The sequence below is a fragment of the Halobacillus sp. Marseille-P3879 genome, assembly GCF_900240285.1.
Classification (GTDB): Bacteria; Bacillota; Bacilli; order Bacillales; family Halobacillaceae; genus Halobacillus_A.
The window spans coordinates 781916-802770 of record NZ_OESS01000003.1; the positions used below are offsets into that span (position 1 = coordinate 781916).

23 protein-coding genes and 1 pseudogene are annotated in these 20855 nt (G+C 41.4%); 14 read left to right on the plus strand and 10 right to left on the minus strand.

Annotated elements, in window-relative coordinates:
* The first annotated feature begins 431 nt into the window (after positions 1 to 431).
* Together C1A12_RS18195 and C1A12_RS18200 are read left to right on the plus strand one after the other, a co-directional pair.
* On the plus strand, positions 432 to 2225 hold the full coding sequence (locus C1A12_RS18195; protein WP_101846182.1) for a M3 family oligoendopeptidase: 1794 nt from the start codon (positions 432 to 434) through the stop codon (positions 2223 to 2225).
* Between the two features lie 5 nt (positions 2226 to 2230).
* The gene (locus C1A12_RS18200; protein ID WP_101846184.1) at positions 2231 to 2527 is read left to right on the plus strand and encodes a 4a-hydroxytetrahydrobiopterin dehydratase; all 297 of its coding nucleotides are present in this window, start codon (positions 2231 to 2233) and stop codon (positions 2525 to 2527) included.
* Between the two features lie 33 nt (positions 2528 to 2560).
* On the opposite strand, the gene C1A12_RS18205 is transcribed toward C1A12_RS18200, so the two are convergent.
* Positions 2561 to 3493 (minus strand): RluA family pseudouridine synthase, encoded by a 933-nt coding sequence (locus tag C1A12_RS18205; RefSeq protein ID WP_101846553.1) that lies wholly within the window; start codon positions 3491 to 3493, stop codon positions 2561 to 2563.
* Between the two features lie 254 nt (positions 3494 to 3747).
* Between C1A12_RS18205 and typA the strand changes: the two genes are divergently transcribed.
* A complete protein-coding gene (gene typA / locus C1A12_RS18210; protein WP_101846186.1) occupies positions 3748 to 5589 on the plus strand; it encodes a translational GTPase TypA in 1842 nt (613 codons plus the stop codon).
* Between the two features lie 199 nt (positions 5590 to 5788).
* Here typA and C1A12_RS18215 read toward each other — a convergent pair whose 3' ends face one another.
* The 3 genes from C1A12_RS18215 to C1A12_RS18225 form a co-directional block, all read right to left on the minus strand.
* Positions 5789 to 6541 (minus strand): FixH family protein, encoded by a 753-nt coding sequence (locus C1A12_RS18215; RefSeq protein WP_159462225.1) that lies wholly within the window; start codon positions 6539 to 6541, stop codon positions 5789 to 5791.
* A 109-nt stretch (positions 6542 to 6650) separates the two neighbouring features.
* Positions 6651 to 7331, minus strand: a complete 681-nt coding sequence (gene bshB2 / locus C1A12_RS18220; RefSeq protein ID WP_200816614.1) for a bacillithiol biosynthesis deacetylase BshB2 — start codon at positions 7329 to 7331, stop codon at positions 6651 to 6653.
* A 64-nt stretch (positions 7332 to 7395) separates the two neighbouring features.
* Positions 7396 to 8385 (minus strand): TrkA family potassium uptake protein, encoded by a 990-nt coding sequence (locus C1A12_RS18225; RefSeq protein WP_159462226.1) that lies wholly within the window; start codon positions 8383 to 8385, stop codon positions 7396 to 7398.
* A gap of 136 nt (positions 8386 to 8521) precedes the next feature.
* On the opposite strand from C1A12_RS18225, the gene nadE reads away from it, so the two are divergent.
* Positions 8522 to 9271, plus strand: a complete 750-nt coding sequence (gene nadE, locus C1A12_RS18230) for an NAD(+) synthase (protein ID WP_101846192.1) — start codon at positions 8522 to 8524, stop codon at positions 9269 to 9271.
* A gap of 6 nt (positions 9272 to 9277) precedes the next feature.
* Positions 9278 to 9838, plus strand: a complete 561-nt coding sequence (locus C1A12_RS18235) for an isochorismatase family cysteine hydrolase (RefSeq protein ID WP_101846194.1) — start codon at positions 9278 to 9280, stop codon at positions 9836 to 9838.
* 61 nt (positions 9839 to 9899) lie between these two features.
* On the opposite strand, the gene C1A12_RS21550 is transcribed toward C1A12_RS18235, so the two are convergent.
* From C1A12_RS21550 to C1A12_RS18250, 4 genes are all read right to left on the minus strand, one after another.
* Positions 9900 to 10034 carry a hypothetical protein gene (locus C1A12_RS21550; protein WP_255408430.1) on the minus strand — a complete coding sequence of 45 codons (135 nt, stop codon included), beginning with the start codon at positions 10032 to 10034 and terminating at the stop codon, positions 9900 to 9902.
* Positions 10035 to 10211: 177 nt separating this feature from the next.
* Positions 10212 to 10526: a multidrug efflux SMR transporter gene (locus tag C1A12_RS18240; protein ID WP_101846196.1), complete on the minus strand. Its 315-nt coding sequence runs from the start codon at positions 10524 to 10526 to the stop codon at positions 10212 to 10214.
* Between the two features lie 3 nt (positions 10527 to 10529).
* Positions 10530 to 10880: a multidrug efflux SMR transporter gene (locus C1A12_RS18245; protein WP_101846556.1), complete on the minus strand. Its 351-nt coding sequence runs from the start codon at positions 10878 to 10880 to the stop codon at positions 10530 to 10532.
* A 3-nt stretch (positions 10881 to 10883) separates the two neighbouring features.
* Complete coding sequence (locus C1A12_RS18250) at positions 10884 to 11474, minus strand: TetR/AcrR family transcriptional regulator (RefSeq protein WP_101846197.1); 591 nt, start codon at positions 11472 to 11474, stop codon at positions 10884 to 10886.
* Between the two features lie 178 nt (positions 11475 to 11652).
* Here C1A12_RS18250 and C1A12_RS18255 point away from each other — a divergent pair, with 178 nt between their 5' ends.
* The 3 genes and pseudogenes from C1A12_RS18255 to C1A12_RS18265 all read left to right on the plus strand — a co-directional run bounded on the left by C1A12_RS18255 (position 11653) and on the right by C1A12_RS18265 (position 13425).
* Complete coding sequence (locus tag C1A12_RS18255; protein WP_101846199.1) at positions 11653 to 11874, plus strand: hypothetical protein; 222 nt, start codon at positions 11653 to 11655, stop codon at positions 11872 to 11874.
* Positions 11875 to 12327: 453 nt separating this feature from the next.
* Positions 12328 to 12486 (plus strand): annotated as a pseudogene (locus C1A12_RS18260) (IS5/IS1182 family transposase); the annotation flags it as partial.
* A gap of 195 nt (positions 12487 to 12681) precedes the next feature.
* Entirely contained in the window at positions 12682 to 13425 is a 744-nt protein-coding gene (locus C1A12_RS18265; RefSeq protein WP_159462227.1) for a PAS domain-containing protein, read from the plus strand.
* A gap of 35 nt (positions 13426 to 13460) precedes the next feature.
* Here C1A12_RS18265 and C1A12_RS18270 read toward each other — a convergent pair whose 3' ends face one another.
* Positions 13461 to 13943 (minus strand): hypothetical protein, encoded by a 483-nt coding sequence (locus tag C1A12_RS18270; RefSeq protein ID WP_101846203.1) that lies wholly within the window; start codon positions 13941 to 13943, stop codon positions 13461 to 13463.
* 149 nt (positions 13944 to 14092) lie between these two features.
* On the opposite strand from C1A12_RS18270, the gene C1A12_RS18275 reads away from it, so the two are divergent.
* On the plus strand, positions 14093 to 14497 hold the full coding sequence (locus C1A12_RS18275) for a GNAT family N-acetyltransferase (protein ID WP_101846205.1): 405 nt from the start codon (positions 14093 to 14095) through the stop codon (positions 14495 to 14497).
* 106 nt (positions 14498 to 14603) lie between these two features.
* On the opposite strand, the gene C1A12_RS18280 is transcribed toward C1A12_RS18275, so the two are convergent.
* Entirely contained in the window at positions 14604 to 15374 is a 771-nt protein-coding gene (locus C1A12_RS18280) for an SDR family oxidoreductase (protein ID WP_101846207.1), read from the minus strand.
* Positions 15375 to 15743: 369 nt separating this feature from the next.
* On the opposite strand from C1A12_RS18280, the gene trpE reads away from it, so the two are divergent.
* Genes trpE through trpB form a run of 5 tightly spaced genes read left to right on the plus strand, consistent with a single transcriptional unit; the run spans position 15744 to position 20855 of the window.
* Positions 15744 to 17252, plus strand: coding sequence for an anthranilate synthase component I (gene trpE, locus C1A12_RS18285; protein WP_101846209.1), 1509 nt, complete (start codon positions 15744 to 15746; stop codon positions 17250 to 17252).
* Complete coding sequence (gene trpD, locus C1A12_RS18290) at positions 17249 to 18271, plus strand: anthranilate phosphoribosyltransferase (protein ID WP_101846211.1); 1023 nt, start codon at positions 17249 to 17251, stop codon at positions 18269 to 18271. The genes trpE and trpD overlap by 4 nt, the downstream gene beginning before the upstream one ends.
* Positions 18264 to 19025 carry an indole-3-glycerol phosphate synthase TrpC gene (trpC, locus tag C1A12_RS18295; RefSeq protein WP_101846212.1) on the plus strand — a complete coding sequence of 254 codons (762 nt, stop codon included), beginning with the start codon at positions 18264 to 18266 and terminating at the stop codon, positions 19023 to 19025. Before trpD ends, trpC begins: the two co-directional genes overlap by 8 nt.
* The gene (locus C1A12_RS18300) at positions 19025 to 19681 is read left to right on the plus strand and encodes a phosphoribosylanthranilate isomerase (protein ID WP_101846214.1); all 657 of its coding nucleotides are present in this window, start codon (positions 19025 to 19027) and stop codon (positions 19679 to 19681) included. Before trpC ends, C1A12_RS18300 begins: the two co-directional genes overlap by 1 nt.
* The gene (gene trpB, locus C1A12_RS18305; protein WP_101846215.1) at positions 19662 to 20855 is read left to right on the plus strand and encodes a tryptophan synthase subunit beta; all 1194 of its coding nucleotides are present in this window, start codon (positions 19662 to 19664) and stop codon (positions 20853 to 20855) included. Before C1A12_RS18300 ends, trpB begins: the two co-directional genes overlap by 20 nt.

Here is a 20855-nt window from a genome sequence, read left to right on the forward strand (position 1 = left end):
TAAAATCTGTAGAATCATATTCAGCTCTGTTTTTCATTTAAAAAAGCCCCTTTCTATGGAAGATTTCCTACTAAGCTAGTGACGGTTGTACTAAAAAAATTCCCCGGTGAAAATGTTCTTAAACTGAAAGACTCATTTTTTTCTTAACTACTTAATAGTCGACAAATTGTTACAAAAATTTCATTTATGTAACTTTAATGTTTCAATTATGTTACAAACTTAGTGTAACACAACTGTGAAAACAAAAAAAGTGTTTTTTTGAGGCTTTTTTGGTACCGGGTACACAACAATGACTTTTGTGTACCCGGTACCCAGAGAAAAAAGAAAAAAAGTAGTCTAGATACTCATGATCAAAAAGGCATGTGAGATATCGATCTTATGGAAAATTCTGATACAATCGAGGTAGTACATAATGAAAAGAGGAATTAAAAATGAATACATACGACCCGACGTGGGACCTTGAAGTTATATTTTCAGGCGGAAGTCAGTCAGAAGAGCTTCGAAACTATATAGGTGTAATAGAGGATAAGCTTGTTGATTTACAAAGCTTAGTGGAAAGATTTATGCCTCCTAAAATTCCTGAACAATCCTCTGATTTAACATCATTGGTAAATCGGATGGAGGATGTTTCAATGAGAATTAGGCAGTTCAGTGCTTTTGTCAGTTGTTTAACGGCTCAGGATACTAATGATAAGCATGCTTCACGCTTGACTGCAGTGCGGAGTGAGATAGGAGCAAAGTTTAAGAATATTCAAACTCAATTTGACCAAAAGCTCGTCCAAATCGAGGAAAGCACCTGGAAATCGCTTCTCCTGGACCTTACCTTATCTGAAATCGCATTTGTATTAGAGGAACGAAGAGAGAAAGCTAAAGACAAACTGGACATTGAGCAAGAGTCAATTATTAATAATCTCGCAGTCGATGGATATCATGGATGGGGTCAAATGTATGATACGATCGTCGGCAAAATGAAAATTGAGCATAAAGGAGAAGAGTTATCGATTGGGCAGGCTTCTAACAAGCTGAATGCTGCAAGCCGTGCGGAGAGAAAAGAAATGTTTGATAAATGGCAGGAGGCCTGGGAGGCACAATCGGATTTATTCAGTGAAACTTTAAATCACCTGGCTGGTTTCAGGCTGCAGACGTATAAGCACCGTGGGTGGGATAACCCATTAAAAGAACCCCTGGAATACAATCGAATGAGTGAAAAGACGTTAAACACCATGTGGGGTGTGATTACAAAATATAAACCTTACTATAAAAAATTTCTCAAGGAAAAGGCTCACTGGCTTGGAGTGGAGAAGCTTAGCATTTATGATGTACATGCACCTATAGGTCAGTCCGAGCAGACGATGGACTACAGCGAGGGAGCTCGTTTTATCATTGATCAATTTAAGGAATTCAGTCCTCTTATGGCTCAATTTACAGAGCAGGCCTTTGAGAAACGGTGGATCGAAGCTGAAGATCGTCCGGGCAAACGTCCTGGGGGCTTTTGTACAAGCTTTCCTCATAGTAAAGAAACTCGTATATTTATGACGTATTCAGGTACACTTTCGAACGTGGCTACGTTGGCCCATGAGCTGGGCCATGCCTATCACCAGCATGTAATGAATGACCTGCCGATACTCAATCAGGGTTATGCGATGAACGTAGCAGAAACGGCTTCCACATTTGCTGAAATGATCGTAGCTGACGCAGCTGTGAAAAAAGCTCAAGATCCTCAGGAAAAATTAACCCTCCTTGAGGATAAAGTTCAGCGCAGTGTAGCCTTCTTCATGAATATCCATGCACGCTATCTATTTGAACTGCGTTTTTATAATGAAAGAAAATCGGGTACAGTATCTAAAGAGCGCCTTAATGAGCTGATGGTGGAAGCACAGGAAGAGGCTTATCAAGATATACTTGAAGAATATGATCCGACGTTCTGGTCGTCAAAATTACACTTTCATATTACGGGTGTTCCTTTTTACAATTTTCCGTATACGTTTGGATATCTTTTCAGTCTTGGTATTTATGCCGAGGCATTGAAAGAGGGGGAGGGATTCGAAGAAAAGTACATTGCTCTGCTGCAGGATACGGGAAGTATGAAGGTAGAAGACTTGGCAATGAAGCACCTTAAGGTAAACCTTGAAGAAGAAAAGTTTTGGGATCAGGCTTTGCAGCAGTGCTTAGCAGATGTAGATGAATTTATCGAACTTAGCAAACATTTAAGAGCCGGGGAGTGATTCAAATGGCGGAAAGAATTCCAGAAGAGAAGAAACGAGAACGAGTGGATTCACTGGATAATTGGAAGCTCGAGGACGACAAATTTATAGTAAAACGGTATCGTTTTAAAGACTTTTTAAAAGGAGTAGAATTTGTAAACAAAGTAGCTGAATACTCAGAAGAAATTCAGCATCATCCTTTTATCAGCATCGATTATAAAATGGTGACAATGAAACTGACCTCTTGGAGTGCCAAAGGGTTGACCGAGCTCGATATTAAATGTGCAGGAAAATACGATGAATTTTACAATCAAATGGATTAAAAAAGTGAGCCGCTCCAGTCAGCGGCTCACTTTTTACGATCCCGAAAGAGACTGAACATGTTCATTGAAAAATAAGGGTGAGTCTTCAGGCGGCGGTGCTAAACATTCGATTTGTTCTTCCGTGAAAGGATGGACAAAGGTAAGTTTAGCCGCATGCAGGGCCTGCTTATAGGATACATCCTCTTTCCCGCCATATAAAACATCTCCTAATAAAGGGTGGCCTATGTAGGCAAGATGAACACGGATTTGGTGTGTTCTGCCTGTGTTAAGCTGAAGTTTAAGGAGCGAGGCTTTCCGTTTAGGGTCATATTGTATTACTTCAAAAAGGGTTTCAGCGGCTTGTCCATTCGTGGATACTCTTCTCCGGACAGGATGATGCCGGTCTTTTCCAATCGGTTTGTTTATCGTACCTTTTGTACGTTTAATCGAGCCGTGTGCCCAGGCGAGATAAGTTCGCTTAATATCTCTGTCCTTTAGCTGCTGTCCCAGTACAGCGATAGCAAGTTCGTGCTTGGCAAAAAGAACTGCCCCCGATGTGTCTCTGTCCAGCCGGTGAACGTATTTAGGGGAGGCTTCAATCCCATTCATTTGAAAATAAAAAGCGACCGCATTTACAAGTGAATTCGTCTCCCCTGGCTGATTGGGGTGGGTATCAACGCCGACGGGTTTGTTTACCACTAAAAGATGGTCATCTTCATAAATTACATCTATATCCATATAAGCAGGTGTTACTTCGAGTTCCTGTGGAGCGAAAACTCGAATTCTCAGCACGTCTCCCGCTTTGACAAAAGTTTGCTTCCAATGCTTTGATTCCTTATTGAGTGTTACGCTGCGCTCTGTGCGGTATTTGTGAAGAAGCTTTCGCGGTACGAGAAGCTCCTTTTTCATGATCCGTTCGATTGAGTAGGCATCCCATTTTTCAGGAATAATAAGTTCAAGCCATTCTCCCGTTCGTTTAGTCTTCATGCAGGCTTCCTTTCTTCGTTCAGGCAATTAGCAGGTTGCTCCTGCTGTATTCAGGGCCCTTCGTGTGTTGGTGCAATTATCCATATTGTACAAGGTTCGTCCAAGGAACAAAAGGAATTGTCTTATCTAATGGTATGTTTTACTGATTGTGTGTAAAAAATGACAAATAAGTGTACATTACCTATTGTTATCTTTTTAATTATGTTATACTAGATAAGTTGAATAATTAGCATTGTGAAAGAGGTGTGTGCTTCATGCAACACAGAAACGATATTCGTAACATCGCGATCATCGCACACGTTGACCATGGAAAAACAACGTTAGTGGATCAGATGCTTCACTATTCCGGTACTTTCCGTGAAAACGAACATGTCGATGAGCGAGCAATGGACTCTAATGATTTAGAAAAAGAACGTGGAATTACTATTTTAGCAAAAAATACCGCCATCAATTATAACGATGCGCGTATTAATATTCTAGACACACCGGGTCACGCCGACTTTGGTGGAGAAGTAGAGCGTATTTTAAAAATGGTGGACGGCGTACTTCTCGTTGTAGATGCGTATGAAGGCTGTATGCCGCAAACGCGTTTTGTTTTGAAAAAAGCCCTTGAACAGAAGCTTACACCAGTCGTTGTGTTAAATAAGATTGATCGTCCAAATGCTCGTCCGGAAGAAGTAGTGGACGAAGTGCTGGATCTATTTATTGAGCTTGGAGCCGATGATGAGCAGCTTGATTTCCCAGTTGTATATGCTTCAGCATTAAATGGAACCTCAGGTGACGAGCCAGAAGAACAAACTGAAACAATGGACCCAATCTTTAAGCTGATCATGAACAATATTCCTGCGCCTGTAGATACGAAGGAGGAGCCTTTGCAGTTTCAGGTAACATTACTGGACTACAATGATTACCTCGGACGTATTGGAGTTGGACGGGTGTTCCGCGGCAGCATTAAAGTCGGCCAGCAGGTATCACTAATGAAAAAAGACGGAAGTGTGAAGAATTTCCGTATTTCCAAGCTGTTCGGTTTTATTGGCTTGAAGCGGATTGAAATTGAAGAAGCACAAGCAGGAGATATCATTGCGATTGCTGGATTAGAAGACATTAACGTTGGGGAAACAGTCTGTCCGACAGACCATCAGGAAGCGATGGAAATTCCTCGAATTGATGAACCTACACTTCAGATGACGTTCTTAGTTAACAACAGTCCTTTTGCCGGACGGGAAGGTAAATATGTAACAGCTCGTCAAATTGAAGAGCGCTTGCTGACTCAACTGGAAACAGACGTAAGCCTGCGGGTAGAACCTACTGATTCACCAGACGCATTTATAGTTTCTGGGCGTGGGGAACTTCACTTGTCAATTCTTGTGGAGAACATGCGCCGCGAAGGCTTCGAATTGCAGCTATCCAAGCCGAAAGTTATCCTGAAAGAAATAGACGGAGAAACATGTGAGCCGGTAGAATACGTGCAGATTGATACACCTGATGAATATCAAGGGGCCGTAATGGAATCCATCGGACTTCGTAAAGGTGAAATGCAAGACATGGTGAATGATGGAAATGGCCAAGTCCGTCTCGAGTTTCTTGTGCCTTCCCGTGGTTTAATCGGCTATTCAACTGAATTTATGACTCAGACACGCGGCTACGGAATTTTAAACCATACTTTCCATGGCTATGCACCAGTAACTAAAGGTCAAGTGGGAGGACGCCGTCAAGGAGTTCTTGTTTCTCTTGATAAAGGAAAAGCTTCCACTTACGGAATTATGAACCTTGAAGATCGTGGAATTATCTTTGTAGAACCAGGAACAGAGGTTTACGAAGGAATGATCGTAGGGGAACACAATCGTGATAACGATCTAACAGTAAACATTACGAAAGAAAAACACTTAACAAACGTACGTTCAGCTACTAAAGATAATACGACTACTATTAAGAAAACACGTCAGCTCACACTCGAGGAAGCGATCGAGTATTTAGATGACGATGAGTATTGCGAAGTTACACCTGAAACTGTTCGTCTTCGTAAGAAATTCCTAAATAAAAATGAACGTGAAAAAGCGGCCAAGAAGAAAAAACTTCAAAATGCCGACGTTTAATAAAGAAGCAGACTGCTAGCTACAGGCGGTCTGCTTCTTTTATACTTTAGGAATGATTCACCTTGTTATGGACCTAAGAACGGCGCTTTCCACGATGGACTTAATGGTAAGCAGCTAATGAAGAACTATAGGACTAGAGGCAGCATTTGTGAAAACTACCCATTAAACTCGATTATAAAAAAACTGACCGTCATTACGGTCAGTTCACTTGAATTTCTTCTTCTTTATGTCCATGAATTTCTTCCTGGGGTTTTTCGTAATGGATATTGATGAGGTAATCTCCACTCTCAGGAAAGTCAAAATCTGCCTGATATGCTCCCGGTTCAACTTCTTCTGCCTCTATAAATTCATTCTTGTCTAATTGACTGGAGCTGATTTCAAAGCTGATCTCTCCGCTTTCAAAAGGTTCACCGTTCTGTTCTATATGAGTTGTTAATTCAGCTTCTTCCTCACTGCTGAATTCCTCCTCCTGCACGAGGTGGACAGTGAACTCTCCATCTCCATGGTCATGAGACCCTTCTGCGTCTTCACCATGTTCGTGACTGTGCGAGTCACCTGCCTGTACTTCTACCTGCGGCATCGTATGAACCCCTTTAGCCTGGGTATGTGCAATAACTTGATAAGTACCCTCGTCTTTAAAATTATACATGATTTCATAGGCACCATCTTCAGTATAATCGGCCTCGATCGTTTCAGAAGCTTCTTCTCCTTCTGCTTCATTCCAAATTTCAAAATCTACATATTCCGCATCCTCAATTGGCTCCCCCTCCGCTGTCACGATGGCTTGGACGGGGGTTTTCTCATCTACAGGCAGCGGTTCCTCTTCAAAAACCACCTCAACTTCAGGCTGTATAACTTCTTCTGTTTCCGGGGAACTCGAGTCATTATTCTCATTAGTTCCACACGCCGTCAAAAAAATTATTCCTAGAACAATAAATAGTTTTTTCTTCATATACATTCTCCTTTTGCTTCACTAGGAATAGAGTATCATGTTTTTAACCTCTTCGCATAGAACGCAGCGGTGGCTATTTAATGACAATAAAAAAAGCCGACTAATATAGTCAGCTTTCATCACCCCATTTATACGTATAGAAATTTTCATAGTGTACCCATTTTAAGGCTTCAGGGTCATCACGCTCGATTCCTTCTTCTAACATTTCAAGCATCCGGGCGGTTTGTGAAATGTGGGCCCGCATAGCATTTAACTTATCTTCCTGCACATGGCGGATATCATGTATAACATCAGGTTTTCCTAAATCTTCTTCTGTGTTGTTGGCAAACGCAACAGCATGCAGTGTCGGACGAATGTCGGGTTCAATTTCACCTAATGCCTCAACGACCGCACGGGCTGTAGCTTCGTGGTCCGGATGGACGGCATATCCAGGGTAAAAGCTGATGACGAGAGAAGGTTTGAGTTCATCGACTAAATCAGCGACAAGCTGCTTCATATCTGCGTCATCTTCAAATTCAAGCGTTTTATCACGTAACCCCATCATGCGGAGATCTTCAATTCCCATTACTTCCGCTGCTTTTTTTAATTCTTTTTTTCGAATAGAGGGCAGGCTTTCCCTGGTGGCGAAAGGGGGCATGCCAAGATTCCTGCCCATTTCTCCTAGGGTTAAACAAGCGTAAGTAACAGGGGTCCCCTGTTTAATATAAGAGGTGATTGTCCCTGAAACACCAAAGGCTTCGTCGTCAGGGTGAGGGAAAACCACTAGTACGTGCTGTTCATTATCAATCATGTAAGGTCACTCCTTGAGAACGGTTCTACCTTCCATTATTACGCAAATAATTTGTTAATGAAAGCTATTTGTTTTTCTTCATAAAACGTTCGATGTCCGTTTTATCCCCAAATAAAATAAGCACATCGTCTGCCTTTAGTGTCTCATCAGCATCTGGGTGATGAATAAAATCCTCGTTGTGCCTTTGAATTCCTAATAAAGTAAGGTCGAATTCTTCTCTAAGCTGCAGGTCATCCACTGTATTTCCTTCTAAATCTTGTTTTATGTGATAATCATCTAATTGAAAAGACTCATTTTCAGCGTGAATCATAGTATCTATATAATTCATACTTACCGGTTTTATCAGGGAGAGAGCCATTCTTCGACCTCCGAGGTCAGAGGGGTTAACGACCTGGTCAGCACCTGCGCGTTTTAATTTTTTTTCAGTCTCATTTTGTTCTGCACGAGCCGTAACTTCTACGTCTGCATTGATCCCTTTTGCTGTTAAGGTAATAAAAAGGTTTAAAGAATCGTCTGATGTAGTAGCGACGACTCCTTTAGCACGGTTGATACCCGCTTTTTCCAGCACATGATTTTGTTTGGCATCATCGATGATATAGGGGACATCTTCAGGAATTCTCTCAGTTACACCCTCATCAGTATCAATGACTACTACCTCGTATTCATGAGTTATAAATTCCTTTAATACTTCTTCTCCGACCCGCTCGTAGCCGCAGATAATATAGTGGTTTTTCATGGAACTGATTTGTTTGTTCATTCTCTTTCGCTCCCATTTATTTGTTAAGTTTCCTTCGATTAAGATCGATGCTAAATAAGTTAGTAAATACGAGCTTAATCCCAGTGTGATGGGAATAAGAATCATTGCTGTAATCTTTCCGCCATTTGTATTAGGAACATAATCTCCATATCCTACACCTAATATTGAAATGATGGTCATGTATAAACCGTCGAATAACGGAAGGTTTTCTGTCCACATTAGTCCAATCAGGAATATAATCACAAAAAACAGTAGAACCGAAGAAAAAATCAATATACTTTTATTTCTTTTATTCATCAGTAACGACCTCTTTATGTTTTTTCTTATCAATGCATAACCTGAATCCATTTACGTTAAACACGTGTATAGGTTTACTGCCATAATTTTTCAGGAACATAAAACAAGAAGCAATCAGATGAGAGGAGTTTTGATAATGGAGGAACGAGTTCAACATTTAGTAGAATGGATTAGAAGTAAAGTTCGTGAAGCTGGAGCAGAAGGAGCTCTAGTTGGATTGAGCGGGGGCATTGATTCAGCAGTTGTGGCTTATCTTATAAAAAGGGCATTTCCGCATCACTCAGTCGGAGTCCTTTTACCGATTAATAAAGAGGTCGAAGATCAGGCGGATGCGTTAGCAGTAATCGAAGATATCGGGTTGGATTATGTTGGGATTAACCTGACTAAATCTTATGAAGAAACGATGGGAACAATAGAAGGTGAGTTAAGAAACAAGGGAGATTGGAATGAAGATAACGCTCAGCTGAGAGGAGCGAATCTTCAGGCTCGTCTAAGAATGAGCGCTCTTTATACAGTAGCTCAAAATTACGGGTATTTAGTTGTAGGTACTGACAATGCGTCTGAGGATTACACAGGTTATTTTACTAAATTCGGTGACGGTGGAGTGGATATTGTTCCACTTATTCATATGAGAAAAGAGGAAGTCAGGGAAATGGCGGCCTTCCTGGGAGTGACAGACAAAATTATTAATAAGAAACCGAGTGCTGAATTGTGGGAAGGTCAATCAGATGAAGAGGAAATGGGGATCTCTTATGATGTTATTGATGCATACTTAAGAGGAGAAAGCATCAGTCCAGAAGATGAGGCGACTCTTAGAAATCTTCATGAAAAAAGCGAGCATAAGCGTCAAATTCCAGCAGGACCTCCAAAGTTTAAAGAGGAGTGAAATAAATTGTCAAACAACACTGCGCTACTCATCATCGATATCATCAACAAAATGGATTTCGAGGGAGGAGAGGATCTTCTTAAACACTCTAAGAAGATTGTTCCTTCAATTAACCAATTAAGGCAGCAGGCAAAACAGAACGGGATGCCGGTTATCTATGTGAATGATAATTTTGGTCTTTGGCAGGACAATGCAGATGAAATTATCGAAGAATGCATGAAGGGTCCAGGTAAGTCGATTGTGAAGGAAGTCCTGCCCGAAGAGGATGATTATTTCATTATTAAGCCAAAGCATAGCGGATTCTTTGGCACGCAGCTCAGCATTTTGTTAGAGCAGCTCCAAATAAAGAATCTAGTGTTGACTGGAGTGGCGGGGGATATATGCGTTTTATTTACGGCCAATGATGCATATATGCGTGATTATAACCTGTGGATACCTAAGGATACTACGGCGTCTGAGCTGGTGGAGGATAATAACAATGCGTTGCAGATTATGAAGCGTTCATTGTTCGCTAATATCGAAAGTACAGCAGAGACGTCACTGGAACGTGCATTTTTAAGCGAGTAAAAATGCACTTCTCTTCTGTTGAAATAGGAAAAGCCTCCTGAGTCTTTAGCTCAAGAGGCTTTTAAAATTGCTGCTCACTCGTATTGTCATCGTTAGATGTTTCCTTCGGAGCAGGATTAGAATCAAGATCAGAATATCCTACATAACTAAAAGCTAGTACAATTGTTAACAGTATACCGAATAAAAATCTTCTCATTAAAATCCCCCATGTTGTTCCATTTCACTAGTATAGACGAATCCCCTTCAAGCTTAGTGTGAACATATTTACTCATATCATGAATGTCGAATTTTGTCTAAAATTAGGAAACGCAACTATCATTTTACTGACTTTCCTCCCATAATGCAACAGCCAAACAGTTATTTATTCATAAAATTATGAAACAAGTTTCAGGCCGATTACCCCAGTGATAATGCAAGTGACGAAGAAGATACGTTTCATGTTTACTTGTTCTTTGAAAAATAAAATTCCTAACAGCACTGTCCCTGCTGAACCGATTCCGGTCCATATCCCATATGCCGTACCAACGGGAAGTTCTCTTAAGGATAGTGAGAGGAAATAAAAGCTTAAACTCCCGCACAATAGAGCAAATAGACTAGGCTTCAGCTTTCGAAGTCCGTCGGATAATTTTAAAAAGAACATGCCAAGCATTTCTCCCATTCCTGCAATTACTAAAAACATCCAAGACATTTTTTATCCCTCCTGAACAGTGTGTGTCGTTTCTTTAGAACCATCCGACAATTTAAGACCAATTACCCCGAAGATTAAAAGAACAATAAAAAAGACCTTTCCCGTGCCTGTTTCGTCACCAAGAAATGTCATGCCGATTACGGCTGTTCCAGCTGCACCTAGCCCTGTAAATATCGCATAGCCCGTGCCAATATCGATCAAACGCAGTGCTTTTGTAAAAAAATAGAAGCTGATGAAAATAAAAATGACGGTCGCCACTGAGATGAAGGGTTTAGAAAACCCTTCGGATAGCTTTAGACCGACTGCCCATCCTACCTCGAATATAGCACCAATTAATAAATAAACCCATGCCATCATTTATTCCTCCTGACTCGCTGCTTGGATACCAAGCCAGAAAATTTTAAAACTCGCCTTCTGACGTTCAATTAGTGTTTCTTTATCATAAAAGTTTTCCTCTAAAAACAACCCATCGATTATGGTGTAAAACGTAGAAGTCAGTTCACTCAATTGAAGAGGGCGGATAACTCCTGTATCGATCCCTCTTTGAAAGATAGGTCCAATAATTTTAATAACCTGCTCTTCTGTACGTAAGAATACTTTAAGGATTTCTTCAGCAAACTCTTCTGGAGGGAAAAAAGTAAAGCGTTTAAAAAAAGCTCCCTCCGTTGAATAGGACATATGGTCAACATACAGGTTAAAAACCTCATGAATTTGTTCTTTTATTGAACGATCCTGCGTATATTCAGTAAACCCTTTTAAGTGGTTTAATTCTTTGTGTGCTACTTCTTCCAACACGCGGAGAAAAATAGCTTCTTTACTGGAAAAGTGATTATACAGTGAAGGTTTTTTAATACCTACTTTATCTGCAATATCGGAAAGACTGGTGTTTTCGTAACCAGACTGAGCAAAACATTCCAGACTTGCTTCAATGATTTTTTGTTCTGTCATACCTTCACCTCCAAACGGCTAACTAACGGTTGTTAGTTTAAATGTAACACCATTTATTTCTGTTGTCCAGTGTTTGTTTACGGATAGCTACGTTTATTTTTACAGGATAAGGGAAGTGTCAAAGTAAGAGTGAATATGTCGGAACATTCCGCTTACTTTTTATAAAGGATGTGTCATTGTGAACAGGTACACGCTTGATCGTTATGAAGGGATTCACGCCATACTGATTGAAACAGATAAGGAAGAAAACGAATTACAGGTATTTAAAGAACGGCTGATAGAATTCGCCCATCCTGGAGACACAATAGCAATTGAATTCGATCATTTGGGTAACCTGAAACATGTAGAAGTAGTTGAAAGACATAATGATACGACTTTAAGCGACCTTGAAGAAGTCTGAAAAACACCTAAAATACACAGGCCACTGAAAAAGTCCTTTCTAATCTAGAAGAGCTTATAAAGTTTGTTGTTGCTTCTCACGAATCGCTTATCGGTGGATGCTTGCCGCGGGCACGGCCTCAGCTAACTTGGTCAAGAAGATAACTTGTCCAAGTGGATCTTCGGCTCGCGCTGTTCCCGCGACGCACCGGACGTGCTAGTGTCGATGTTGGCAACAGGACGTGGCCGGTTTTAATCGACCAGGCCTCACCACCGAACGCTCATCGTGGCAAAACGAAAAAGAGTGATTTTCTTTGATGGATAAAAGAAAGTCACTCTTTTTTCTTGGACAATGAAAGGAATACATAACAGGGAGGGATTGGATGTTAGATCGACAATTATCCATGAACTTCAGACTATAATGAAATCAGAGGAACACTAAAACCAACTAGCATCCAGAACAGCGAATCCTTTAAAAGAACGATATAAGATTGAAGCGAAGAAGAGCGAGTTGAAGCATAAACACGGATGTGAGACTGCCTCATCTTCGGTCTCCCGAGGCATGCGTGTACAAGGAGCGATGGCGATATTCACCGTTAATCTAAAGCGAATGATGAAGCTCATGGAGGAATAAGAGGGGAAGTACCCTCTTAAGATTAGGCGGTTTGAACGATTTCTTCGTTCAACTGCTTATATTTTTACACATCACTTGAAATCGTGCAGTTCTTCAGTGACCTCAAAATACAGGGTGTTTTTCTTATTTTATATTGATTTTCTCTCAGGAACAGCCATAATAAATAGTAAGAATATTTCGACAGGTGGGATGAGGGTGCTATTAAAACATGCGGTAGATCTATTAGATGAAGGTGTTGTAATAACCAATGAAGAATATATTGTCACTTACGTAAATCCTGCTTATATAAAAATGTTTGATCTTCACCAAGAGGAACTGATTGGGAAAAGTCTGCAAGAGTTATTTCCAGAAGAAGAGAAATCTAAACAGATTACGATTCAGTCAATAAAAAATAATAAAGAACTGAGTGTAGATCGTCTCTATTATCCATGGAAAAAGAAAGAAATGGTTCTGGAGGTCTATACGAAATTTTTTGAACACGAAGGGGAAAGGTATGTAATTACTCGAATATTTGATCAAACCAGGAAGGCAAAGGAGGAGGAGCAGCTTGTTCATATGATCGAGGAAATGACGGCGAATGTAGTTACCATTGCTAAGGGATATGCCCTACTGCCGCTGCAGCCTATTTTACGAGAAGAACAAAAACACATTCTCCTCGAACGTGTACCTGATCAATGCAGGGAACAAAGCATTAGCAGACTGGCGATTCAGTTTTCCGGAATTACAGCAATCGATAATGACTGGGCTGTTCTCCTTAAGAACCTGGTTATGAACCTGCAAATGTTGGGCATAGAAGTTGTACTGGCAGGAATGCGGCCCCGTGTAGTGATGCAATTTACACAAAATGGTATTGAACTTTCCGATGTAAAATCATTTATGAATATTCAGCAGGCAACTAAGTATTTTTTAGAAAACGGATACCGTCCAAATTTTAAATAAAAGCCTGCGAGAAGTTGTTCTCACAGGCTTTTCACTTAAATTGTATTAGCGATATCGAGTCCTCGTTCTAAACGATCTTCCTCTTCCATTGGGGTATAAGTCATTTGATAAACGACTTGATCCTCATCGTCGTACCATTCAAAAAATACAGCAGCGTCACCTTCTGTAACGCCTGCGATTACTCCTGAATCGAGGGTCATCCTTGTATCGGCTTCCTTAAGGTTGTTCTCTGGATTATATACGGTGATTACTTTCACCTCATCCCCGCTTGATGAATGATAATTCACTTCTGCTTCATTTTCCACAGAAGAAGCTTCCACTTTCTCCACGTTAAAAGGAAGCTCCGATGGCAGACCAAGCACTTTCTGCTCGTCCTCAGACAAGGAATCTTCAATAGGTTTTGCGAATGCTTCCGGGTGATTTTCTTTTAGCGAATCTAATGAAAGATCTTCGCCGGATGAACAGCCGGCTATCATGAAAATTAGAAGTAGTAATGTTACGGTGATCGATTTCTTCATGTTTGTCACTCCTAGAATGGTACTGCAATCTGCTCGAATTTATATTTTAGCACAATCCCTGTATTAAAGTAGATAAAAATGAAACGAACTCAAGGGCCAATTCGTTATTAATAAGAAGATTGAAAATTTAATACGAGGGGGAGAAGCAGATGAGTGGCAATTATTCCATTCGTTCGTTTCAAGCAAAAGATTTTGATGTCATCCATGATTTAAACAAACAGGAAGGGTGGGACCAGCTCGTAGAAAAAAAGGAAGAAACCTTTCACGGCTGGGTTAATTCTGAACCGGCTCTTGTATTAATGCACAATGATGAAATTGTAGGTTACTTAAGAGGACTAACAGATGGATCGGTCAGTTTGTTTGTGTGTGAGTTACTGATTCGGAGTGATTATAGAGGCCAGGATCTTGGAAAAAAACTTATAGAAAAAGCACACAGTTGTTATCCGGGTACTCGGGTTGAGTTGTTAGCGACAAGTAAATCTGAGGGGTATTATTCCCAGCAAAGCTTCAGACCGTATTACGGTTTTAGAAAAACTGCGGAAGAATTTGTATGAATTAGTCACAAACACAAAATGCTCAGTGCATAAATAAGATATGTACTGAGCACTTAAATTTTTGGGAGCTTGGTCAAAATTCGGGGTAAAGAATGAGCATCGCGTCTCAGGTATCCAAATAATGAGCCAATTTAGCTGCAAGTGAACGAGGTACAAGTCTAGTGGAGAAAGCGATGGACTTGTTAAGCTTACCAGGGATGATGACACGTTTCCCTTTAACAAACCCCATAAAGGCCTGATCGGCTACTTGTTTCGGGCTCATTGTGTAATTGACAAGCTTAGTACCTTCAGCTTTGGCATTTTTAAAGAAATTTGTATCCGTGGCTCCTGGACACACAGTGGTAATGGTAAGATCCCGACCTCGAAGCTCTTCGTGGAGAGCCTCTGTAAAGGAAAGGACATAAGCTTTAGAAGCGTAGTACACAGCCATCTTGGGCCCTGGCTGAAAAGCAGCTATACTGGCTATATTTACAATTCCTTTAGGAACTCCCTGTAATTGAGTTTCTTTTATATCCGGCAGAAAATAGTGGGTAAGTTCCGTGAGGGCATGAACATTAACCTGAAGCATATGTTTCTGCTCCAATAAAGGTAAATCTTCAAAAGCCCCGTTCAAACCAAATCCTGCATTATTAACGAGTACTTCTACTGTTCTTCCTTTCTCTTTTACCTGGCGATAAATATCACCGGCGCTGTCAGGTCTGGACAAGTCCTCAGGAATGATGGTTACAGAATGGTCCTGTAATTCGGATTTTAATTGCTGTAGTTTGGTTTCCGAACGTCCTACTATAATTAACTGGTAGCCGGCTTTTGCTAAAAGATGGGAAAATTCATAACCGATGCCTCCTGAGGCACCCGTGACTAATGCTGTTGGTTTCACAACTACTCTCTCCTTTTTGAATGGGGCTGTCGATTTTATACCCTTTATAAATAATATTGAACCTTTTCTTTTACATTCTATCTGTATCTTAACGTATAGCTGCGCTGGTACAAGGAACACACATTTAAAAAGAAAGTGTTCAGAGGTTGACAATATTATCAGAATTTTATACACTGTTCGAAAGCATGAAGAGTAGAGAATGAGATTAGATGAGTTGAGGAAGAAGGATGAGCTGAGTGAACTAAGAAGCCGGCGGACGAAGGAGTTGCCAGATGGTCTTAGTCAATTTTTACTACCCTTTTTTCATCCACATAGAAAACCCCTCAACGTCTCATTTTCCATAATGAATTATGGAGAGGTGAGCGATTTATGAGTTTAACAACAAAGGAATCATTCCTTAAGGACGCTGAGGAATACCACACGATTCCTGTTTCCCAATCATTTTATACAGATACACTAACCCCCATTCATATGTTTCACGCATTACGCGATGAAGCGGTTTATATGTTAGAAAGCCAGGACCCTGAATCGCCATGGTCTAATTTCTCATTCATCGGTTTAGATCCCATGATTGAAGTGAAACAATTAAATGGCACTTTTGTTATTGATGATTTTCATGAAAATAAAAGCTGGTACGCAGATTCGTTTAAAGAAGCATTTGAGCAGACGGTTCATGATTTAAAGGTTAAACAAGCTGATGTCCCTCTTCCTTTTAAAGGGGGAGCTGTAGGCTACATTGCTTATGATGCGATTTCTGACTATGAACCGGTCCCATATGCAGATCCAGACCATATTGATCTTTCGAATTATCATTTGTTGTTTTGTAAAACGCTGATCGCGTATAATCATAAAACGAAAGAAACGACAATTTTAACATTTTCCCGGATCAACGATGAGAACGCCGAGAGTAAATACGAGCAGGCTCTCCAGCGGTTAAAGAATGTCAGTCAGCGTTTAAAGGAAAACAGCTTCCTCCCGGATCTTATGCTGACGGACGAGTCATCCGACCATTCAATTGAGCTTATCAGCAATTATAATAAGGAAGACTTCAAGCGAGATGTTGAAAAAATTAAAGAGTATATTTTGTCGGGTGATATTTTTCAAGCCGTGTTGTCCCAACGATTTCACACAAGAACAGAGCGTAGTGGATTTGAGCTTTACAGGATCTTAAGAAAAGTGAACCCTTCCCCTTACATGTTTTATTTACACTTTAAAGATGTAGAAGTAATGGGAAGTTCTCCTGAACGGCTTCTCGAAGTTCAGGACGGTGAGCTTGAAATCCATCCAATTGCCGGTACGAGAAAACGAGGCGCAACGAAGGAAGAAGACGATGCCCTGGCAGAAGAACTCCTTGCAGATGAAAAAGAGCAAGCCGAACACCGGATGCTGGTGGATCTGGCCCGTAACGATATGGGCAGGGTAGCTGAGTTTGGCAGTGTAAAGGTGTTCGATTATATGACGATCGGCCGGTTCTCAAAAGTCATGCACATTATAAGTAAAGTAACAGGACAGTTGAAGGAAGGCGTATCTCCAATTGATGCTCTTATTTCAGCTTATCCGGCAGGAACGTTGTCCGGAGCCCCTAAGATCAGGGCGATGCAGATTCTGCGTGACTTAGAACCAACCCCGCGTCATTTGTACGGAGGCGGAGTCGTCTATTTGGGCTTTGATGGCAATATTGATTCCTGTATCACGATCCGCACGATGACTAAAGTAGGCGATCAAGTATATGTGCAGGCAGGTGCAGGAGTAGTTGCAGATTCAGATCCAGAATCTGAATACCAGGAAACAATTAATAAAGCAAGTGCTTTAAAACGTACGATAGAAATAGCTGAGCAGGCATTTGAGAAGAGCAGAGAAGGAGTCGAGACAAAATGAAAAACCTTTTAAGCGAAGTTGTAGAAGGCCGGAGATTATCAGAAGAAGCTGCCTTTGAAGCCATGAATGAAATTATGCAGGGGAACGTGACGACAGGACAGCTGATGAGTTTATTATCCGTTATCCGTCACCGTGGTGAAACGGTAGAAGAGATGACCGGTTTTGTTCGTGCGATGCGCGCGAACATGACAAAGCTGGACGTTGATCATGAAGACATTGTGGATACATGCGGAACAGGCGGGGATGGAAGTTCAACTTTTAACATTTCCACCGCAGTATCTATAATATTAGCTTCAATGGAAGTTAAAGTAGCCAAGCACGGCAACCGTAAAGTTTCTTCAAAAAGCGGAAGCGCAGATGTATTGGAAACGTTAGGAATCCCGATTGATACGACCCCTGCCGAAGGCGTAAAAGCGATTGCCGAAAAAGGAATGACCTTTATGTTTGCGCCTAAGTATCATCAGGCGATGAAGCATGCCGGACCAGCACGCCAAGAATTAGGCTTCCGTACGGTCTTTAACTTATTAGGCCCTATGTCCAACCCGGCGAACGCCAAACGTCAGCTTATTGGAATTTACGATACAGCTTATGCAGAGAAGATGGCTGAAACCCTTAACAAACTAGGCTCAAAGCATGTACTTCTAGTTACAGGTCGTGATGGACTAGACGAGATCACCATGACAGGCACTACAGATATTGTTGAGCTGAAAAACGGAGAAATTACACGTTTTACGCTTACTCCAGAGGATCTGGGACTAAAGAGCGGTAAGCTGGAGGATATTCAAATTAATACAACGGATGAGAGCGCCCGTATCATTGAACAAATATTACAAGGGTCTGCGAACGAAAGTGCCTCTACCATTGTAACGATGAACGCGGCAGCCGGTTTATATATTGCAGGTAAAGCCAAAGACCTTCGTCAGGGCGTAGAGCTAGTACAGCAAGCGATTGGAAGCGGCAGAGTGTATAATTATTTCTCATCGATTCAGGAAGAAAGGGAGAGACGTCAGTATGCTTGATACCATCTTAGCGATTAAACAGCAGGAAATTGAACGACTTTATTTACCGGAAGCAGCTGAAGTGGACCATTATTCTTTTGCTGACTCTTTACGTAATACACCGAATAAGGCCGGTTTGATAGCTGAAGTAAAAAAAGCTTCTCCTTCAAAAGGGATTATTCGTGACGACTTTAACCATGTGATGGTGGGAAAGCAATATTACGATGCAGGTGCTGAAGCAATATCTGTTTTAACGGATCAGCATTTCTTTCAAGGTCACCGTGACTTTTTAACCGACATTAAAAAGTTTGTGCAGGTACCTGTAATGCGTAAAGATTTCATTATCGATCCTTTGCAGGTCGAAGAAAGCAAGCTTATGGGGGCTGATGCCATTCTTCTGATAGGAGAGGCGTTAGAACCGAAGAAGCTGCATGAATTATATTTACAGGCGTATGAGTCAGATCTTGAAGTACTTGTTGAAGTTCACAGTGAAGAAGTCTTAGAAGGCGTTCTCGGCCAATTCACTCCTGAAGTATTAGGCATTAACAACCGCAACCTTCATACGTTTGAAACAAAGCTTGAACAGACAGAACGAATGGCACGATTAGCACCAAAAGAGTCCCTGCTCGTCTCAGAAAGCGGGATATTTACACATGAAGATATTGAAAAAGTCGTGGATTACGGAGCGAAGGCCGTATTAGTCGGCGAGTCTCTAATGCGTCAGACAAATATAAAAAAAGCGGTGAAAGATTTAGTTAACGGGGTGAACGTATAATGCGGGAACCTTTAGTTAAGCTTTGCGGCAATCGTTCAGCAAGCGACGTGGAGAAGAGCGCCAATTCTAATGCAACACATATAGGCTTTATTTTTGTAAGAAAAACAAAGCGCTATGTACGCCCTGAACGTGTTGGGCAATGGGTACGTCACACAAAGCCTAAGCAGAAGCTTGTTGGTGTATTCGTTAATCCTACCATTGAACAATTGGAAGAAGTGCTGACTTTCGTTTCATTAGACGTAATTCAGCTTCACGGAAGCGAAACCGTATCTGAAATCTTAAAGGTTAAAGAAGCATTCGGACTTCCTGTGTGGAAAGTTGTTCATCACAGTGATGATGCCATTCAGCAGATGGAAATTTTTAAAGGAGTAGCAGACGGCTATGTAATTGATTCTAAAGTTAAAGGGGCACACGGCGGTACAGGGGTGAGCTTTGACTGGAGCACGGTGAAGGAGTACGTCAAGGTTGCCAACGAGCAGAACGTGTCTTGTTTTATTGCTGGAGGAATTACACCTGAGAATGTAGACCAACTGCTCGATCACGAGCCGGAAGGTATCGATATTTCCAGCGGCATCGAAACAAATGCACAGAAAGATTTATATAAAATTCAAGCAATCATGAAAGAGGTGGGCCGACATGTTACAAGCATTTCCTGATATAAAAGGACGCTTCGGTGATTTCGGCGGTAAATATGTCCCTGAAACGTTAATGGGACCACTGCAGGAATTAGAAGAAGCTCTCGATGAAGCTATGAACGACCAAGCATTTTTAGACGAATATCATCATGTACTAAAAGAGTATGCGGGACGCCCGACCTCATTAAGCTATGCAGATCAATTGAGTGAACATCTTGGAGGCGCGAAGGTTTACTTAAAGCGCGAAGACTTAAACCACACCGGTGCCCATAAGCTTAATAATGCACTCGGTCAGGGGCTGCTTGCTAAACGAATGGGCAAAAAGAAAATTATTGCAGAAACCGGTGCTGGCCAGCACGGGGTAGCCTCAGCTACTGTGGCCGCTAAATTTGGTCTTGAGTGTAAAGTGTTTATGGGCGAAGAAGATATCCGCCGTCAGGAACTGAACGTTTTTCGCATGAAGCTGTTGGGAGCAGAAGTCGTATCTGTATCAAGCGGAAACGGAACATTAAAGGATGCTACAAACGAAGCCATTCGTTACTGGGTAGCCAATTGCGAAGACCATTTTTATCTCATTGGATCCGTAGTTGGACCTCATCCTTATCCTCGTATGGTCCGTGATTTTCAGCGTGTGATTGGGGACGAGTCGAAGAAACAGTTTTTAGAAGCGGAAGATGAATTACCTGACCGCATTTACGCATGTGTGGGTGGAGGCAGCAATGCCATGGGAATCTTCTATCCATTTTTAGGAGACAATTGCGAGTTGATAGGGGTGGAAGCAGCAGGAAAAGGCATCGATACACCCGAACACGCAGCTACTTTAACAAAAGGAACGCCAGGTGTAATTCACGGATCTATGACGTATTTAATGCAGGACGTAAATGGACAGATTACCGAACCTTACTCCATTTCTGCCGGCCTGGACTACCCTGGAATCGGCCCTGAACACGCTCATCTTTTCCAAACCAGGCAGGTCCGCTATGAGTCCATTACAGATGATGAGGCTCTCGATGCATTAAAAGTACTGACACGTCAGGAAGGAATCATCCCTGCTATTGAAAGTGCTCACGCTTTAGCACAGGCCTTTAAGGAAGCTGCAGAGATGTCCTCTGAGCAAACTATTTTAATTAATTTATCTGGACGCGGTGACAAAGATATGGCAACCTTGATGGAACACCTGCAGGAGGAGGACTAA